This is a genomic window from Aeromonas sp. 1HA1, assembly GCF_029237385.1.
In the GTDB taxonomy this organism is placed as follows: domain Bacteria; phylum Pseudomonadota; class Gammaproteobacteria; order Enterobacterales; family Aeromonadaceae; genus Aeromonas; species Aeromonas popoffii.
The window spans coordinates 20355-37945 of record NZ_JAACGC010000016.1 but is presented as its reverse complement, the minus strand read 5'-3'; the positions used below and the strand labels follow the sequence as shown (position 1 = coordinate 37945).

Below are 17591 nucleotides of genomic sequence, written 5' to 3'. Positions count from 1 at the left end.
CGTTACGCCATCACTGCCATCTGCCAGGTTTTGAAACCGCCGGAGAGGTTCTTCACCTTGAAGCCGTGCTGGCTGAGCAAGCGGCAGGCCACGTGGCCACGCAAGCCCACCTGACAGCTGATGAGCAGCTCTTTCTCCCTGGGCAGTTCATCCAGGCGACCGCGTAGCTCATCGAGGGGGATGTGCAGGGCACCGGGGATGCGACCCAGCTTGTCGAGCTCGGGGCCATTGCGCACATCCAGCACCTGCTGATGGGGATGGCAGGCCTGCACCTCGGCGGTATGGCAGAGCAGGGTATCTCCCTTGAGATGATTGCTCGCCACGAAGCCCGCCATGTTGATCACATCCTTGGCCGAGCCGAATGGCGGCGCATAGGTGAGCTCCAGATCCTGCAGATCAAACACCGTCAGCCCGGCACGCTGGGCCACCGCCAACACATCGATGCGCTTGTCGACTCCGTCCTTGCCGATGGCCTGGGCGCCGTAGATCTTGCCATCGGGGGCAAACAGCAGCTTGAGGCTGACCGGGTGAGCGCCCGGGTAGTAACCGGCGTGACTGCCCGGATGCACATAGGCCTTCTCGAACGGCAGCCCCAGTTGCAGCAACCGTTTCTCGTTGAGACCCGTGCTGCCCACCGCCAGATCGAACAGCTTGCAGATGGCAGTGCCCTGGGTCTTCTTGTAGGTTTCGCTGCGGCCCAGCATGTTGTCGGCGGCGATGCGTCCCTGCCGGTTGGCGGGGCCCGCCAGCGGGATCAGCACGGACTCGCCGGTGACGAAGTCGGTCTCCTCCACCGCATCCCCCACCGCATAGATGAAGGGATCCGAGGTGCACATGCTGGCATCCACCTTGATACCGCCGCGCGGTCCCAGCTCAAGACCCGCCTGTGCTGCAAGCCGAGTCTCGGGCTTGACGCCGATGGCCAGGATCAGCAGGCCGGTGTCGAGCCGGGTGCCGTCACTCAGGGTCAGCCGCAAGCCGGTGCTGGCCGTTTGCTCCGGCTGCCCGTCCAGGATCTCGATGGACGCGAGGCCGGTGCGCAGCCGCAGGTCGATCCCCTCTTCGCGGATGCGGGCATGGAGCATGTTGGCCATCTCTCTGTCCACCGGTGCCATCACCTGATCGGAGAGCTCCAGCAGGGTGACATCCCGCTTGCGCTGGTGCAGTGCCTCCATCATTTCCAGCCCGATGAAGCCGCCCCCCACGACTGTGACGTGGTGCGGATCATCGCGCTGCAAGGCCGCCAGTATGCGGTCCATGTCCGCAATGTTACGCAGGGTATGCACGCCGGGGCTGTCGATGCCGGGGAAAGGCGGGCGAATGGGGGACGCTCCCGGGCTCAGCAACAGCTGATCATAAGATTCGCGCCGCTCTTCGCCGGTGAGCAGGTTGCGCACCAGCAGGGTCTTGCCAACCTTGTCGATGTCGATCACATCGTGAAAGACCCGCACATCCACGTTGAAACGGCGCTTGAAGCTTTGCGGTGTCTGCAACAGCAAGGCCGAGCGGTCCTGAATGTCGCCACCGATATGATAAGGCAAGCCACAGTTGGCGAAGCTGACAAACTCGCCCCGCTCGAACATCACTATCTCGGCCGTTTCGCTCAGGCGACGGGCTCTGGCCGCCGCAGAGGCTCCCCCCGCCACACCACCTACAATCAGGATCCGTTTCATCAGAAAGACTCCGGTTAACAATAGATTGCCACTAAATTAGCTATTACTAATTTAGATTTCAATGAAATTTTGTTTAGGTCGATTTTGCAGTATTCTTGCCACCCGCCAGTTGTTCAACAGGATGTTACCAGTTCATGTCGTCTACCGCGCTCAGTCACCTTCCCCCTGCCTGCCAGCCCCCCCTGTTCTTTCGTCTGGATGTCCGCAGCCAACGGCTGGTCGCCCTGACCGATGTGATGCAAACCCCACTCTACTGGCTGGATGAGCCGAGAAGCGCCTGGCCCGCCCAGTTGCCCGATGCCTTGCGTCTGCCCATAGAGCAAGCCCTTGCCAGCGGCTTGGGAGGCAAACTGGTACTGCGCTTCGCCGGCCAGCAGTGGCACATAGCCCTCTCCCACGAGCAGGATGCCTTCTGGCTCATCTGCCTGCAGACCCAGCGCCAGGAGCCCATCGCCGATCTGGCGTTGCAGCTGCCACGGCTGAGCCAGATGGCCAGCCAGCAGCAGTTTGCCGCCATGCTGGAGGCCCTCAAGGAGAGCCTGGGGGCCGATCGCCTCATTCTTTGGCACTATCAGGCCAACGGCTCGCTCGGCAGCGAGCAGCTGACCCCTGTCTTTGCCCTTGGTGCCGAGGGGATCTCGGCCATCCGGGGTGACAGTCGCTACATACGCGCCCTGCGCACCCGCAAGTCTTTGAGTTTCTCCGAAGCCGCGCACCAGCCCATGCTGAGCCAGCACTACTATCTGGCCAGTGCGGGGATCAGCTCGCGCCTCGACGGCGCCCTGCTGGAGCAGGAAAAACTCATCGGCGTACTGAGCCTCGAATACCTCAACGCCACCCCGCTCAGCGAGGAGATGCAGCAGCTGGTGCGTCACAGCGCCCAATTGCTCGGCCACTGGCAGCCGGACCCCGAGCCCCTGCTCACCCCTGTGCTGACCCTGCCGACTGAACTGACCCTGCTGACCGGCATCGCCTATTGTCGCGCCCTGTTGCACTGGGCCATGACCGCCAGTGGCGCCCGCATCGGCTGGGTCGGTGAGTACCAGCCGCGCGGCCAGGATCTCTGGATCATTCCGCGCTGCGTGCTGGAGGGGGAGACCTTCTCCGTCCTCAAACCCATACAGATGGATCCGGGCCCCGACCAGGAGCTGTTCCAGCACGGTCAGGCTGTCTATGTGGAAGACCTGCCCCTGCGTTACCCCCAGGCGGCCCAGCTGCTGGCCCTCAATGCCAGGGCCTATGTCGGCATACCCCTGCACGGGCCGGGTAGCGTCCCCATGGGCCAGCTCACCCTGCTGCTCGACGAGCCGCTGGCCGACCCTATGCCACTGCTCGATGCCCTCAACAGCCAGCACGAGCGGGCCGCCATCGAGCTGCAGCGGCTCGCCGCCGACGATGCCCTGCGCCTGGCGGAAGTGGCCTTCAACACCCACGACGGCCTGCTGGTAATGGATCACCAGGGGATCATCCTCAAGGTCAACCGCTCCTTTGGTCGCATCACCGGCTTTAGCGATGATGCGATGATCGGCCAGCATATCATCAAGCTGCGGCCCACCTATTACGGCGATCACCTGAAAGAGGATGTCAGACGGGCGGTCGATGAGCAGGAGTTCTGGATGGGCGAGGAGCGTTGCCTGCACCAGGATGGTCATCTGTTCCCGGTGCGGCTGATGGTGAGCGGCGTCAAGGATGAGCACGGTGAGCTCAGCCATTACGTCTGCAGCTTTTACGACATCACCAAAGAGAAAGACGCCGCCCGCCACATAGAGCAGCTCGCCTATTACGACGATCTGTGCGGCCTCTACAACAGGCGCAGCCTCAACGACATCATGCAGCGCACCCTGCAGGCACCCAGTGGTCAGTGGGGTGCCCTGTTGCTGGTGGATCTGGACAACTTCAAATCGATCAACGACTCCCTCGGCCACGCCTGCGGCGATCTGCTGCTGCAAGCCGTGGTAGAGCGGCTCAAGGGGCTGCCCCAGGACAACCTGGTGCTGGCCCGCATTTCAGGAGACGAGTTCGCCCTGCTGTTCACCGCCCTGGGTCAGGGCTATGTCACCGCCAAGATCCTGGCCGAGCACTTCGCCCGCGAGCTGATGGGGCTGTTTCGTACCCCTTTCGACATCGAGGATCACAAGCTGCACTGCAGCGCCTCTGTGGGGATCAGCCTCTTCTCCAACGAAGATCAGGATCATCTGGTGCTGATGCAGCAGGCCGATACCGCCACTCACATGGCCAAGCGCTCCGGCCAGAGCAACTATGTGTTCTTCAGCGAGGCCATGGCCCAGAAAGAGAAGAGCAAGCTGGCTCTCAACAACCAGTTGCGCGACGCCCTGCGCAACCATGAGCTGCAGCTTTACTACCAGCCGCAATACAGGGTCGACAACGGCAGTTTGTCAGGGATAGAGGCGCTGCTACGCTGGCAGCGCAGCGACGGCACCATGGTACCGCCGGGAGACTTCATCCCCATCGCCGAGGAGACCAGCCTCATCCAGGACATAGGCTACTGGGTGATGAAGACCGCCTGCGCCCAGTACAGCTTTTGGCTCAACCGCGGTTTTGCCATTCCTCACCTGTCGGTCAACGTCAGCGCCCGCCAGTTCCACACGGCAGGATTTGTGCAGCAGGTGGAGTACATATTGCGCGACACAGGAGTGCCCCCCTCCCGTCTGCTGCTGGAGGTGACCGAATCCGTGGTGCTGGAGAACCGGCTGGAGAGCATCGCCAGGATGCGGCAACTCAAGGATCTCGGCCTCTTGCTCTCCATCGATGACTTCGGTACCGGCTACTCGTCGCTCGCCTACCTGCGGGATCTGCCGGCGGATGAAGTGAAGCTCGACCGAAGCTTCATTCAGACCCTGGTGCACAGCGAACAGGACAAGGCCATCGTCAAGGCAATCCTGGATCTGGCCAAGGTTTTCCGCTTTACCGTGACCGCCGAAGGGGTGGAGGATGAGGCGCAGCTCGCCATCCTCAAAGCGCTGGGATGCCAGCATTATCAAGGCTTCCTGACCAGTAAGCCACTCACGGTCAGGGCCCTGGAAAGCCTGCTGGGTTCGCCCCAGCCGGGCTAAACAGGTAGGATTTATAGGGCTTTATGTAATAAAATAACGACCTGCTCGAATCGTTGGAGTTGTCTATGTCTGTCATTAATCGGATCCCTGCTGTCAACACCAGCGGTGCGGTCGCTGAAACCAGCGAGTCCGGGATCATTGGCCGGATCCATTCCGTTGAAACCTGCGGCACTGTCGATGGCCCCGGGATACGGTTTATCGTGTTCATGCAAGGCTGCCTGATGCGCTGCAAGTACTGCCACAACCGGGACACCTGGGACACCCAGGGTGGCCGTGAAGTGACGGTGCAGGAGTTGATGAGCGACATCACCAGCTATCGCCACTTCATGAATGCCTCTGGCGGTGGCGTGACCGCCTCGGGTGGCGAAGCCATGTTGCAACAAAACTTCATCGCCGACCTGTTCGCCGCCTGCAAAGAGAAAGGCATACACACCTGTCTCGATACCAATGGCTTCGTGCGTCATTACGACGAACAGCTCGACAAGGTGCTCGACAACACGGATCTGGTGCTGCTCGACATCAAGCAGATCAATGACGAGAAGCACATACCGCTCACCCACGTCAGCAACAAGTACACCCTGGAGTTCGCCCGCTATCTGGCCACCAAGGGCAAGACCATGTGGATCCGCTACGTGGTGGTGCCGACCTGGTCAGACGATGACGAGAGCGCCGAAGGGCTGGGTCAGTTCATCGCCGAGCTGGGTGATTGCGTCGAGAAGGTGGAGCTGCTGCCCTACCACGAGCTGGGCAAGCACAAATGGGACGTACTGGGTGAGAACTATGATCTGAACGGGATCAAGCCCCCCAGCAAGGAGACCATGGACCGAGTTCAGGGCATCCTTAGCAAGTATCACAAGCACGTCAAATACTGATTGTTAAAGCAGGGCTGGCAGGGAATACGCCAGCCCTTGTTATTGTTATCCCTCACCCCTGCTCGCTCAGTACGCCATCACATGACAAGGACATGCCATGAGTGAAGGACAAGCCGCAGCCCTCCTGCTCTGGCTATTGCTGCTTATATTCAGCCTGCGCGGCCCCCTGCTGCGAACCCTGCTTGCCCAGCCACTCTATCAACACCTCTGCCTGGGCGGCGCCATCGCCCTGGTCCCACTCTGGCTCTTGCGTGCCGGCCTGCACGAGGGGCTGGAGGTGCACTTTCTCGGCCTCACCAGCCTGACCCTGCTGCTGGGGTGGCGCCTCGCCCTGCTCGCTCCCTGCCTGACACTGCTGATCCTCGGCTACTTCGATGTCATCGAGCTCGCCGACATCGGCTGGCATGCACTGATCGGCGTCGCTCTGCCCGTTGCCACCAGCTGGTTGCTGTTTCTGGCCAGCTGGGCCTGGTTGCCCCGCCACCTGTTCGTCTACCTGTTCGTGGTCGCCTTCGGCGGCGGCGCCCTCAGTATCTCGGTCAAGGTGGTCGCCAGCGCCCTGCTGATGGACATGAGTGGCACCTATCCGTGGCACACCATCAGTGCAGACTACCTCTCCATCTGGCCACTGCTGCTCTTCCCAGAAGCCCTGCTCAACGGCATGACAATGACACTGCTCGCCATCTACCGCCCCCACTGGGTCAACACCTTCTTCGAGCGGGAGTACCTGGGGCGCTGACCCCTACGCCATGCTTGTCTGTCCATGACTCAACCCGCATGGGCAGACAAAAAGCCCCTGACGAGCAGGGGCTTGGCAACCAGAAGAGACGCAAGGGTTAAAACCGGTAGTCGATATGAAGTGAGTGAGTATCCAGACTTGGGTTGGACTCATACATGTTGGCGTTGGACATGTGCTCATACTGATAGCCAATCAGCCAGTGGCGGGTGATTGCATAGCCCAGACCAATACCGGTGGCAAACTGGAAGGGGCCGCCGTAATCCTTGAAGCCATTGCCACGATGACCAAATTCATGATCCGCCAGCCATAACACCTCGGCCGGGAGCCAGACCACCCAGTTACCCCACAGGCATTCGGCGCGAGCCCCCGTGCCCAGCCGAGCCGCTCGCTCATCCTCCACCTCCAGCATGCCCCCTCGCACACCGAGACCAAACTGGCAGCCTGAATCCCCCCAGCGCCAGAACATATGATGAAGTTTCACGTCAGCCGTAAAGATGTCGAGCTTCTCGCTCTCGGCAGGTGTACCCAATTGCAGTGCAACAATATTGTCATTGGCGATTGCCCCTGAACTCGCGACCAACGAAGCCAGCAGTCCCGAGAGCAAGAGAGTATTAGCGTCCATATCCCCTCCTACATCCTTGTTATCTATGGTGCCGTCCGAACGGGCACATATGAGGATATGTCAGTGGGATGGACGCTTGTCAACGCGATGGATGAAACTAAAAAAATCATCATTTAAGAATAAATAGTCTAGCAATGATGAGGTGTTGGCGTTTAATTCAGGTAAACCAACAATATCAGATCATTATTTGACCACAAAGAGCATGGCGATCACATATCGCAATCTAGCATTAAATACAATCAATACAGCTCACAAAAACAAGATAAAATAACGACACTTGTTTGATCCAGCGGCACCTGAATGAATCAGCTTATCGTCACGAGCACTCATCAGACCTGTTATATTTTAACCAATAGCACCATAAATCATTACATAACAACGCCTTACATGTTACAGTTGACATTTTGGTAATTAGCTATCGTGTGTTGACTCAATTGCACCTGATAGGTACCATGCGCCGCAAATAAAAATAAGCATGATGAGCGTCACATAATGGCGCTATATGCACGGGTTGGTTGCTTACCTTTGTAAGTTGAATTCTGTTTGTTTTTTGAGCAAGCAGTCCCTCGTTATCACCCTCGATTTATTCACCATCATTACAACTCGCTTTTTGGTCCGGGAATATGTCATTGCCGTGCGGTAGCCATGCCTAAAAAGCCCCCGAGCGCCACATGTTGGTAACAAACCAGAAACCAAAAACATTCAACAGACACTGATGACTAGCTATTCATCATGAGCGCTCGCCTGTCGCCTAAACGTTTGTGATAGAGTCGCCCCTCTTCATCCATATGCCGATATAAAGATTAAAATTTGAACGCCCCAATTCTATCAAATCAGCGTCGAGCCTCATGGGCGGTGCTCAAGGATGTGACCTTCGGCTTGCTGATGCGGGAGCTCAAGACCCGTTTTGGCAACTACCGCATGGGGTATTCCTGGGCTGTGCTGGATCCCTTACTTACCATTACGTTGTTCTGCTTCGTATTCGGGATGCGGCAACGCAATGGCTTTGGCGGGGTCGAAGCGCCCGTTTTTGTTGCTGCTGGCTACCTTCCTTTTCTGATGTTTCAAAACATGGCCAGCCAGCTGCAGTCCGCAGTTAGTGCTAACAAAGGGCTGTTCTGCTATCGGCAGGTGACCCCCTTTGCCACCCTGTTCTCTCGTTTCTTGCTGGAAACCCTGATCGGCGTGCTGGTGGCCTTTGTGCTGATCTTGGGGCTGATGTGGTTCGGTTTCGATGCCATGCCAACAGATCCATTGGCCGTACTGACAGGATATGGCCTGCTGATGCTCTTCTCTTTTGCGCTGGGAACCTTGTTCTGTATCGCCACGTCCCTCTCTGAGGAGGCGCGCAAGCTGATACCCATTCTGATGCGCCCCATGATGTGGATCTCGGCGGTCTTCTTCCCGCTGGCGGCCGTGCCACAAAATTTCCAGCATCTGCTGCTGTGGAACCCAGTGGTGCACGCGCTTGAACTTATCCGCTCGGGCTGGATTGCCGGTTTTCAGACACAGGGGGGCAGTTGGTCGTATCTGGCGGGCATCACCCTGGTGCTGCTGACCTTTGCGATGAGTGCCTATCGCCTCAGCCATCGACGACTCATAGCAAGCTGACAACATGATCACTCTGGATAACGTCTCAAAATATTACCCGACCAAGTTTGGCCGCCATTACGTGTTAAGAAATGTGAGCTTTACCCTGCCGGGGGATCGCAATATTGGCATTTTGGGGGCAAACGGCGCGGGCAAGTCGACTCTGCTTCGCCTGCTGGGCGGCATGGACATGCCCAACAAGGGCAAGGTGATCCGCCACAGCCGGGTCTCCTGGCCACTGGCACTGAGCGGCGGCTTTCAAGGCAGCATGACGGGGCGTGAAAATACCCGCTTCGTCTGCCGCATTCATGGGGTACACGACACGGCCGAGGTCGAAGAGTGGGTAAAAGCGTTCTCTGAGATTGGCCAGCATTATGAGTTGCCCATCAAGGGGTATTCGAGCGGGATGAAATCCAAATTCTCCTTTGCCGTCAGCATGGCCTTTGATTTTGATATCTATCTGACCGACGAAATCACCTCGGTGGGGGATGCCAGATTCAGACAGAAATGCATCGATGTCTTCACCCAAAAACGGGAAACCGCCAGCCTTATCATGGTCTCTCACGACATGAAAACCCTGCGCCAACAGTGCGACATGGGCATAGTGCTGCAAAACGGGCAGTTGACCCTGCATGACGACATCGAAAAAGCCATCGCCATCTATCAAACGCTCTGATGTTTTCTTTTAAGTCTTTCCACGGATATTTATGACCAAAGCCAATTTGACCGCCCTGCTTGAGCGCAAGCTGCGTAAATTCAAGCGCGACCCCAAGCTGTTTCTTATCGATTCCAAGGGCTATCGGGTTGCCCATCAATCATGGAAAAAAGCCATCAAACTTGGCAGTTTTCTGTGGATCCTAGCGTGCTTCATGCTAGCAACCTTCTATTACAGTTTTATGGCAAGCGATCGCTATGTCAGTCAGGCGAGCCTTATCATCAAACAGGCCGATCAACTCAAGATGCTGCCGGATGCCCTCTCCATGCTGGGGCTGGGGGGCAGCAATCATCAGGATGTGCTGGTGATCCAGGACTACCTCAAATCCTGGGATATGCTCAACACCCTGGATAACGCACTGCAACTGAAAAAACACTTTCAAAGCGACAGTGCCGATATGTTCTCGCGCCTGCCGGCAGATGCCACCCGCGAAGAGTTTCTGGCATTTTATCGGGATCACCTCACCGTCAGCCTGGATGAGCTCTCCGGGGTATTGACCGTCAGCCTGCAAGCCTTCGAGCCTGACTATGCCAAACAAGTTGTTAGCCTGATGCTCAAAGAGAGCGAAGGCTTTATCAACCGGTTGAGCCGTCAGGTGGCGATGGAGCAACTCAAATTCGTGGAAACCGAAGTGGCCCGCTCACACGAGCGGCTGTTGGGGGAGCAGGCAAAGATGCTGGCCTTCCAGAACCAGCACCAGCTGATGAGCCCCGAGGCCACCAGTACCGCCATGATGGGGGTGGTGTCTGAGCTTGAAGCGGAACTGGTGCGCCAGGATGCCGAACTCAAGCGACTGCAAATCTACATGAACCCCAATGCCCCTGACGTGGTCGCGGTCAAAGACAGGGTCGATGCCCTCACCCGCCAGCTGGCACAAGAGAAGAAGCGCCTGACCGGCAGCGAGAAGCAATCCCTCAACGAGGTCAATGCCGACTATCAGGCGGTACAGGTACAAACCCAGCTGGCGGCCGATGTCTACAAGACAGGTCTGGTCAGCATGGAGCAGGCCCGCGTCGAGGCCTATCGCAAACTGAAGCACTTGCTGGTGGTGAGCCAACCCACTCAGGCCGAAGAGGCCGAATATCCCCGTCGTCTCTACAATCTGGCCACCATTGGCGTTCTGCTTTGCCTTTTCTACGGTCTGATCGTGATGGGTCTTGCCACCTTGCGCGAACATCAGGACTGACAGGAGTATGTCGTTGAATACCTTCTTTACCAGACCATTGAATCTCAAGCCGAGCGTGCTGGCACTGAGCCTGAGCTTGCTGCTCCAACCCGCTTATGCCCTGGAAATCTCCCAGGAAGGGGCCCCGGTGCGCAAGGTCATCACGGATACCCAGACCCGGGATCCTGTGTTTGGCAACTGGCTGTTTCGCGGTGAGTTTGCCCGTGAATCCTTCAACGGCTTCAACCCGGATTACCGCATCGCCATCGGCGATCGCCTGCAAGTACAGCTGTGGGGGGGGGTCGAGTTTGATCAACCCCTGACGGTTGACCAACAGGGCAACATCTTCCTGCCCAAGGTGGGCCCCATCAAGGTAGCCGGGGTACGCAACGAACAACTGAACGACACCCTGCTCGGGGCCGTCACCACCGTCTATCAGAAGAACGTCAGCGTGTACGCCACGCTGGACGTGAGCCAGCCGGTCAAGATCTTCGTGACCGGCTTTGTCAAACAGCCGGGCCTGTTTGCCGGTCAGTCTGGCGACTCCATTCTCTACTTCCTCGACAAGGCTGGCGGTATCGCCCCCGAGCGCGGTAGCTATCTGGATGTGGCCCTCAAGCGCAATGGCCAGACCCTGCGCCACTACAACCTCTACCAGTTCCTGATCCATGGCACCCTGCTGCCAACCCAGCTGCGCGATGGCGACATCATAGTGGTGGCGCCGCTGCGCTATCAGGCCACGGTGCGCGGCAAGGTGGCAAATGCCAACAAGTTCGAGCTGAGCAAACCCCATGTCACCCTGGCCGAGCTGATGCAGATGGCCAGCCCCGATCCCGATGCCACTCATATTCGGGTGAGCCGCAATCAGGGCGAAGATATCCGCATGGATTACTACCCCATCAATGACGCCCAACTGGCCAAAAACATGGTCAGCTCGGGCGACACAGTGGAAGTAATCGCCGACAAACGCTATGCCTCCATCGCGGTGCGGGTCGAAGGGGAACACGACAGTGCGCAGGAGTATGTGCTCAAGTACGGTGCCCGTCTCGACGACATCCTCAACGGCCTGAAACTGACCCAGGATGCGGACCTGAGCGCCATCCAGCTCTATCGTGACTCGGTCAAGGTGCGCCAGAAAGAGATGTTGCAATCGTCACTCAAGGCGCTAGAGGCCAGTATTTTGACCGCCCGCTCCTCTTCCGAAGGGGAAGCCAAGCTGCGCAACAGCGAAGCCCAACTGCTGATGCAGTGGGTTGAACGTGCCAAAGACATTGAACCCAACGGGCAGGTGGTGCTGGCCAATGGCACCAATATGGAAGATGTGCGACTCGAACCGGGCGATATCATCCGTATTCCGCGCCAGACCAACCTCATCATGGTGCACGGCGATGTCATGTTCCCGAACGCCATCCTGATGGATAACAAACGTACCGTGGCCGATTACATCAATCTGGCCGGCGGCTTTACCCAGAAAGCCAGCAACTCCCGTATTTTGTTGCTGCATCGTGATGGCACCTTCAGCCAGATCGAGAAGAGCGATCTGGAAAATAAAGAGATCACCATCAAGCCGGGTGACGAGATCTTCGTCCTGCCGCAGGTCGATACCAAGTCGCTGCAGATCACCAAGGATATTACCGAGGTGCTCTATCAAATCGCCATTTCGGCTAGGGCCTTGGTACTTCTTTAATCATTCACTTGCCATAAAAGTTTGGTAGGACCGAGATGTTATCTCGGCCCTACCCTATTACATATAAAAAAACCAACATAAATATAAGTAAGGGATAAAATGAAAGCTGTTATTCCAGTTGCGGGTTTGGGCACCCGCATGTTACCTGCCACCAAAGCTATTCCGAAAGAAATGCTTCCTATTGTAGATAAACCATTGATCCAATATGTGGTCAATGAGTGTATTGCTGCAGGTATCAAAGAAATTATTCTGGTCACACATTCATCCAAAAATGCGATAGAGAACCACTTCGATAAATCATTCGAACTGGAAGCCACTCTAGAAAGTCGTGTAAAACGGCAGTTGCTGGAAGAAATTCAATCCATATGCCCCAAAGACGTGACTATCATGCATGTTCGCCAAGGGGAAGCAAAAGGATTGGGCCACGCGGTGCTGTCAGCGTATCCCCTTGTTGGCCACAATCCTTTTGTTGTGGTACTGCCCGACGTCATTATTGACGATGCCGCCAGCGATCTGAAAAAAGACAACTTGGCTAAAATGGTCCGTAACTATAAAGAGTCAGGCCATTCTCAGATCATGGTTGAGCCGGTAGCGGTTCAGGATGTGTCAAAATACGGTATTGTGGATTGCCATTCCATCGATATAACCGCTGGTGAATCTGCCACTATATTTAATGTGGTCGAGAAGCCAGAACAAGATGAAGCACCATCCAATCTGGCTATCGTGGGACGTTACGTATTGACCCCGGATATATGGCAACACCTGCGTATGACACTGCCGGGGGCAGGAGATGAAATCCAGCTTACTGACGCCATATCCGAATTACTCAAAGGTGGACAGGTGGATGCCTTCTGCATGCAAGGAAGATCTCATGATTGTGGTGACAAGTTAGGATATATGAAAGCGTTTGTTGAATATGGTCTTAGACACAAAGACTTTCAGCATGGCTTCCGAGAATTTATAACATCATTGGTTTGATTTTATAATATTTTGAGCGAGGGTTTCCCTCGCTCTATATGAAGTTCAAGATTATGCGTAAACTCAAAAAATTCTTCAAAAATCCTGGCATTTTTATTCGAGACCACTTAAATAAAAAACACCCAATCATTCGTAATGAGATCGCGTGTGCAGAGAATGAAGAAGATATTCTTATGCGACACGATCTTGCCATGGAAAGTCAGATTGAAATTGATTTTCCAATCGATGTTGTATTCACTTGGGTTGATGATTCAGATCCTGATTGGCAGATACGCTGCCAACAGTACAAGCAGTTGGTAAATAATAATTATGTGGGACAACATGCCACTGATCCTGCCAGGTTCAGTAATCATGATGAATTAAAATATTCACTGGGCAGTATACTCAAGTTATTACCTTGGGTTAGACGAATATATATTGTCACCGATAAGCAGTGCCCAAAATGGTTAACACCGAGTGATAGAGTTCGTATCGTTGATCATACTGATATTATCGAGGCGCAGTATCTGCCCACCTTTAACTCACATGTGATAGAAGCCCATCTGCACCAGATCCCTGATTTGGCAGAACACTTTATCTATTTCAATGATGATGTATTCGTGGCCAGACCACTTCCTGCCGGACATTTCTTTAGAAGCAATGGAATTGCATCCCTATTTATGTCAAAAAAAAGTCTCTCTGCTATGCAGGCTAAAGGAACTGATACCCCAACACTTTCTGCCTCATTGAAGTCAGCCTCCCTGCTTAATCATGACTTTAGCTTTTTGATTGATCACCCTCTAGTTCACACTTATGTTCCGCTAAGAAAGAGTATGTTTGAAGAATGTTGGCGGTTGTATAGGGCTGATATTAAGAGCTTCTTGCCAAATAGGTTTAGAACCAATAATGATCTGAACTTAGCCACATTTTTTATCCCTTGGCTATCTTACATAAGAGGAGTTGCTGTGCCATCTAGGGATATATGTTATTACTTTAATGCTAGATCACCTGCAGCTGCGAACTATTTTAATGCTTTACAATTAGCAAAAAAGAATGGAACACTACCTCACTCATTTTGTGCAAATGACTTTAACACGAAGAATATAAATCACAGACACAATGTAGCAAAACTGTTATCTAATTATTTTTCTGAATGATCGGGATAAGAAAGTGAACAAGTTAATATCAATTATAATTCCAGTCTACAATGTAGAAAAATATATAAAAGACTGCCTTGAATCCTTAATCATGCAAACCGTTGATGGCTTTAGGTTTGAGGAATCAATAGAAGTCATTCTCATCGATGATGGTTCTCCAGATAAATCCGTTGACATAATAAGGGAGTACCAGAAAACTTATAAGAATATATATCTCATTCAGCAAGAAAATGCCGGGCAATCCGTTGCTAGAAATAATGCTATAAAAGTTGCTGTAGGTGAGTATATATTTTTCTTGGATTCTGACGATTTACTACCTCCTGACGCTCTAGCACCACTATACAAACTAGCAAAGGAAACTTGCTCAGAGGTCATTGTATCTCATAGTAAAGCATTTAATTCTAGAAGAAGCTGGTTTATTGAAGACCACGCTGAAGTAGCCAGTGCAGCCCTTAGAAAAGTTAAGTTCTTTCATCACTCTATTTTAGTGAAAACGCCCGCCCCATGGGCCAAGTTATATAAAAGAAGTCTGCTATTAAGAAACAATATCGAGTTTCCTGTTGGTATCAAATTAGCCGAGGACTGGATATTTGTAATGAAGGCTATGTATAAGGCTAATCACATATCAACAACTCCACATATAAGCTATCTCTATCGTGGGCGAGATGATGAGGATAACCCTTCATGTACACAAATCGTCAACGAAAAAGTATTCTATGATCTAACAAAAGTGTACGAATTGACATTGCAGTTTGGATTGCCGGAGCGACAAACTTATCTTGCAAAGCTGTTTATATTACGGGGGTTACTATACCGTCTAACCAAGTATTCGACTGATTGTACTATTGATGAAGTAAAACCTATATATAAGCATGTTAGACACTTTCTAAACTCTCATATTGGAGATAAGCCTCTAAGAGTTTTTACACCACAGAGACGTCTACCCTTATTGCTTATCTATCATGGCTTCTATTCAGAAGCACATAGAGTCATGAATGGCATATTTAAAAAATCATGTCTGAATAAGGGAATAGAAAAGAGTGATAATGATATTACTCAAGATTATCACAACTTGAAAAACAAGAAGATAAAAGTAAAGATAAAAAAAATAAAAAATAAGTTCAAGTCAGCATGCATTAATACTGCATGGAAAGCTAAATATGGAATATCAAAAATAGCTAGTGCAATTCTATATAAAGATAGAGATAACATTGTTCTTGTAGGTGAACGATTAGGAAAAACGGCAAATGATTCTAGTTACCATTTGTTCTGTCACGTTAATGATGCAAAAAAATATAAGGGAAGTAAAGAGTATTATTATGTTATCGACAGAAATGCAAAAACAAAAGATAATTTAGATGGATTTAATAATGTAATTAGGTATGGCAGCTTAAAACACTTTATTATATTTAATAGATCATCAACTTATGTATTCAGCGATAGCATGAGGGATGTATTCCATCAATGGCAACGTGTTGCTGAAGAGCACAAACATAAGAAAAAGATTTTTCTACAGCATGGCATTTTCGCTCTTAATAGAGCAACTGGATATTATGATAAAAACTCCATGGAAAAGCGTCATGAACTTCCAGATAAATTTATTGTGAGCTCTGATTTTGAAAAGCAACTGATTTGTAGACAATTTGGTTTTGATAAAAGTGAAGTTTCGGTTACAGGGCTTTCTCGTTTTGATAAGTTACCTAAAAAACAGAATAAATGCTCAAGAAAAATATTGATTCTTCCAACATGGCGAGATTGGCTATCAAATGTCAGTGAGAAACAGTTCATTAATTCTCAATACTACAAAAAAATTAATGAATTATTGGTGTCAGAAAACTTCAATCAAATGCTAGCAGAAAACAATATGTCTGCTGATGTCTGTTTACACCATAAAATGCATGCACATTTAAAAGCATTGCCTTGGTCAGACACAATTACAGTGCATAGTATGAATGACATTGATGTTCAATCACTTATTATATCAGCAGATATAATGATTACTGATTATTCCTCTGCATCATTTGACATGCTTTATCAAAGAAAACCTGTAATCTATTATTGGTTTGATGCACAAAAGTTCTTTTCAACTCGTGGTGGGCCTCTTGTGTGCCCTCGTACTGGCATTCCTGGACCAGTTGTCACTTCAGAACATAAACTTATTGATGGAATAAATGAAATTATAGCCAACAACATTAACATAGATAAAAAATATGAAGGAATTGCAAATAAATTCTTTACCTATAGAGACAACAAAAATTCAAAAAGAATTATTGAATTGATTGAAGCTTGAGTTAAAATCCTTGCCAGTGGAATTTTCATTTTCACTGGCACTTAATAAGTATAGTTAAGGCTGGCAATGATTAGAATTAAAAGCAAAGAAGATATGTTAAAGGTTGGTTCTAACTTTTTCCATGGTCATTTACCTGAGATGATAAATTCTGAAATTCTCTTAGATGGTGAGAACAATATAATCTACTGTCAGGATAAGGTTACACTAAAAAATGTAACATTAAGATTCCTCGGTAATAACTCGGTAATTTTTTTATCGAGTAGCAAACATGCGTATACATTAACCACAAACATTTTTAATAACTCAGTTCTTTTTTTCGGGGAGGATAATTATTTTAACCCACATGGACAAACCATGAGTCTTATTCTTTCTGAAGGAAAAAACATTTTTTTCGGCAGTAGATGTTTATTATCTTTTGGTATTAGTGTTAGATTAGCAGATCCTCATCTCATTTTTGATGCCAAAACTAAAAAAAGAATCAATCACAGCAAAAGTGTTTTTGTTGGAGACCATGTTTGGATTGGGCAGGACACACTCCTTCTTAAAGGGGTAAAAATAGGTTCTGGTAGCATTATTGGTGCTAATTCTGTATTATCAAACAAAACAGTTCACTCAAATTCCAGCTGGGCAGGCAATCCCGCTAAAATATTGAGAAATGATGTTTTCTATACTGAGGAATGTGTCCATGATTGGGGGGAGCTCGAGACAGAGAAGTTTTGTAAGAAAGATACCGATGCATATATATTTAATTTCAAAGATGGTGAAACAAGGTCTTTCAATAGTATTGATGATGACGTTTTATCTTTGGCTAGCGCTAAGGAAAAACTCGGCTACATAATATCTAACATAAGTTCTTTTGATAAAAAGAATAGATTTTTCATTCCTTCTTCCGCTCAACTACTGTGATATAAGCCTCTATCACAACAATTTTTCATTGGGTGTCAAACCAATATAGTAATTGAAAAAAGCGTCCACTTTAATATCTTCATGTGATTATAAAAGCTAGATATCGTATTTATTGAAATTTAAAAAATATGCCGTAAACAGCTT

At 51.2% G+C, this 17591-nt stretch carries 13 protein-coding genes; 11 read left to right on the top strand and 2 right to left on the bottom strand.

Features of this window, described 5'->3' with window-relative positions:
* Positions 1–2: 2 nt before the first annotated feature.
* On the bottom strand, positions 3–1673 hold the full coding sequence (locus GWQ22_RS07555; protein ID WP_275929914.1) for an FAD-dependent oxidoreductase: 1671 nt from the start codon (positions 1671–1673) through the stop codon (positions 3–5).
* 134 nt (positions 1674–1807) lie between these two features.
* On the opposite strand from GWQ22_RS07555, the gene GWQ22_RS07550 reads away from it, so the two are divergent.
* The 3 genes from GWQ22_RS07550 (at position 1808) to GWQ22_RS07540 (ending at position 6358) form a co-directional block, all read left to right on the top strand.
* Positions 1808–4747 (top strand): EAL domain-containing protein, encoded by a 2940-nt coding sequence (locus GWQ22_RS07550; protein ID WP_275929913.1) that lies wholly within the window; start codon positions 1808–1810, stop codon positions 4745–4747.
* A 65-nt stretch (positions 4748–4812) separates the two neighbouring features.
* Positions 4813–5619 (top strand): pyruvate formate lyase 1-activating protein, encoded by an 807-nt coding sequence (pflA, locus tag GWQ22_RS07545; protein ID WP_084204556.1) that lies wholly within the window; start codon positions 4813–4815, stop codon positions 5617–5619.
* Between the two features lie 97 nt (positions 5620–5716).
* Entirely contained in the window at positions 5717–6358 is a 642-nt protein-coding gene (locus GWQ22_RS07540; RefSeq protein WP_042034486.1) for an energy-coupling factor ABC transporter permease, read from the top strand.
* 97 nt (positions 6359–6455) lie between these two features.
* Here the strand turns inward: GWQ22_RS07540 and GWQ22_RS07535 are convergent, their stop codons facing one another.
* On the bottom strand, positions 6456–6980 hold the full coding sequence (locus GWQ22_RS07535; protein WP_275929912.1) for an acyloxyacyl hydrolase: 525 nt from the start codon (positions 6978–6980) through the stop codon (positions 6456–6458).
* An 810-nt stretch (positions 6981–7790) separates the two neighbouring features.
* On the opposite strand from GWQ22_RS07535, the gene GWQ22_RS07530 reads away from it, so the two are divergent.
* The 8 genes from GWQ22_RS07530 (at position 7791) to GWQ22_RS07495 (ending at position 17447) form a co-directional block, all read left to right on the top strand.
* Entirely contained in the window at positions 7791–8591 is an 801-nt protein-coding gene (locus GWQ22_RS07530) for an ABC transporter permease (protein ID WP_275929911.1), read from the top strand.
* 4 nt (positions 8592–8595) lie between these two features.
* The gene (locus tag GWQ22_RS07525; RefSeq protein ID WP_042034489.1) at positions 8596–9246 is read left to right on the top strand and encodes an ABC transporter ATP-binding protein; all 651 of its coding nucleotides are present in this window, start codon (positions 8596–8598) and stop codon (positions 9244–9246) included.
* Positions 9247–9277: 31 nt separating this feature from the next.
* On the top strand, positions 9278–10471 hold the full coding sequence (locus tag GWQ22_RS07520; protein ID WP_042034490.1) for a sugar transporter: 1194 nt from the start codon (positions 9278–9280) through the stop codon (positions 10469–10471).
* Between the two features lie 37 nt (positions 10472–10508).
* The gene (locus tag GWQ22_RS07515) at positions 10509–12137 is read left to right on the top strand and encodes a polysaccharide biosynthesis/export family protein (RefSeq protein ID WP_345893630.1); all 1629 of its coding nucleotides are present in this window, start codon (positions 10509–10511) and stop codon (positions 12135–12137) included.
* A 99-nt stretch (positions 12138–12236) separates the two neighbouring features.
* The gene (gene galU / locus GWQ22_RS07510) at positions 12237–13115 is read left to right on the top strand and encodes a UTP--glucose-1-phosphate uridylyltransferase GalU (RefSeq protein ID WP_042034491.1); all 879 of its coding nucleotides are present in this window, start codon (positions 12237–12239) and stop codon (positions 13113–13115) included.
* Positions 13116–13168: 53 nt separating this feature from the next.
* Complete coding sequence (locus GWQ22_RS07505; RefSeq protein ID WP_084204566.1) at positions 13169–14251, top strand: stealth family protein; 1083 nt, start codon at positions 13169–13171, stop codon at positions 14249–14251.
* A 13-nt stretch (positions 14252–14264) separates the two neighbouring features.
* Positions 14265–16541: a CDP-glycerol glycerophosphotransferase family protein gene (locus tag GWQ22_RS07500; protein ID WP_275929909.1), complete on the top strand. Its 2277-nt coding sequence runs from the start codon at positions 14265–14267 to the stop codon at positions 16539–16541.
* 66 nt (positions 16542–16607) lie between these two features.
* Positions 16608–17447 carry an acyltransferase gene (locus GWQ22_RS07495; RefSeq protein WP_275929908.1) on the top strand — a complete coding sequence of 280 codons (840 nt, stop codon included), beginning with the start codon at positions 16608–16610 and terminating at the stop codon, positions 17445–17447.
* Positions 17448–17591 lie beyond the last annotated feature (144 nt).

What these genes read in the sequence shown, in the direction of transcription:
- GWQ22_RS07555 (WP_275929914.1), bottom strand. Translation starts at nt 1,673, where the DNA reads ATGAAACGGATCCTGATTGTAGGTGGTGTGGCGGGGGGAGCCTCTGCG.
- GWQ22_RS07550 (WP_275929913.1), top strand. Translation starts at nt 1,808, where the DNA reads ATGTCGTCTACCGCGCTCAGTCACCTTCCCCCTGCCTGCCAGCCCCCC.
- pflA (WP_084204556.1), top strand. Translation starts at nt 4,813, where the DNA reads ATGTCTGTCATTAATCGGATCCCTGCTGTCAACACCAGCGGTGCGGTC.
- GWQ22_RS07540 (WP_042034486.1), top strand. Translation starts at nt 5,717, where the DNA reads ATGAGTGAAGGACAAGCCGCAGCCCTCCTGCTCTGGCTATTGCTGCTT.
- GWQ22_RS07535 (WP_275929912.1), bottom strand. Translation starts at nt 6,980, where the DNA reads ATGGACGCTAATACTCTCTTGCTCTCGGGACTGCTGGCTTCGTTGGTC.
- GWQ22_RS07525 (WP_042034489.1), top strand. Translation starts at nt 8,596, where the DNA reads ATGATCACTCTGGATAACGTCTCAAAATATTACCCGACCAAGTTTGGC.
- GWQ22_RS07520 (WP_042034490.1), top strand. Translation starts at nt 9,278, where the DNA reads ATGACCAAAGCCAATTTGACCGCCCTGCTTGAGCGCAAGCTGCGTAAA.
- galU (WP_042034491.1), top strand. Translation starts at nt 12,237, where the DNA reads ATGAAAGCTGTTATTCCAGTTGCGGGTTTGGGCACCCGCATGTTACCT.
- GWQ22_RS07505 (WP_084204566.1), top strand. Translation starts at nt 13,169, where the DNA reads ATGCGTAAACTCAAAAAATTCTTCAAAAATCCTGGCATTTTTATTCGA.
- GWQ22_RS07495 (WP_275929908.1), top strand. Translation starts at nt 16,608, where the DNA reads ATGATTAGAATTAAAAGCAAAGAAGATATGTTAAAGGTTGGTTCTAAC.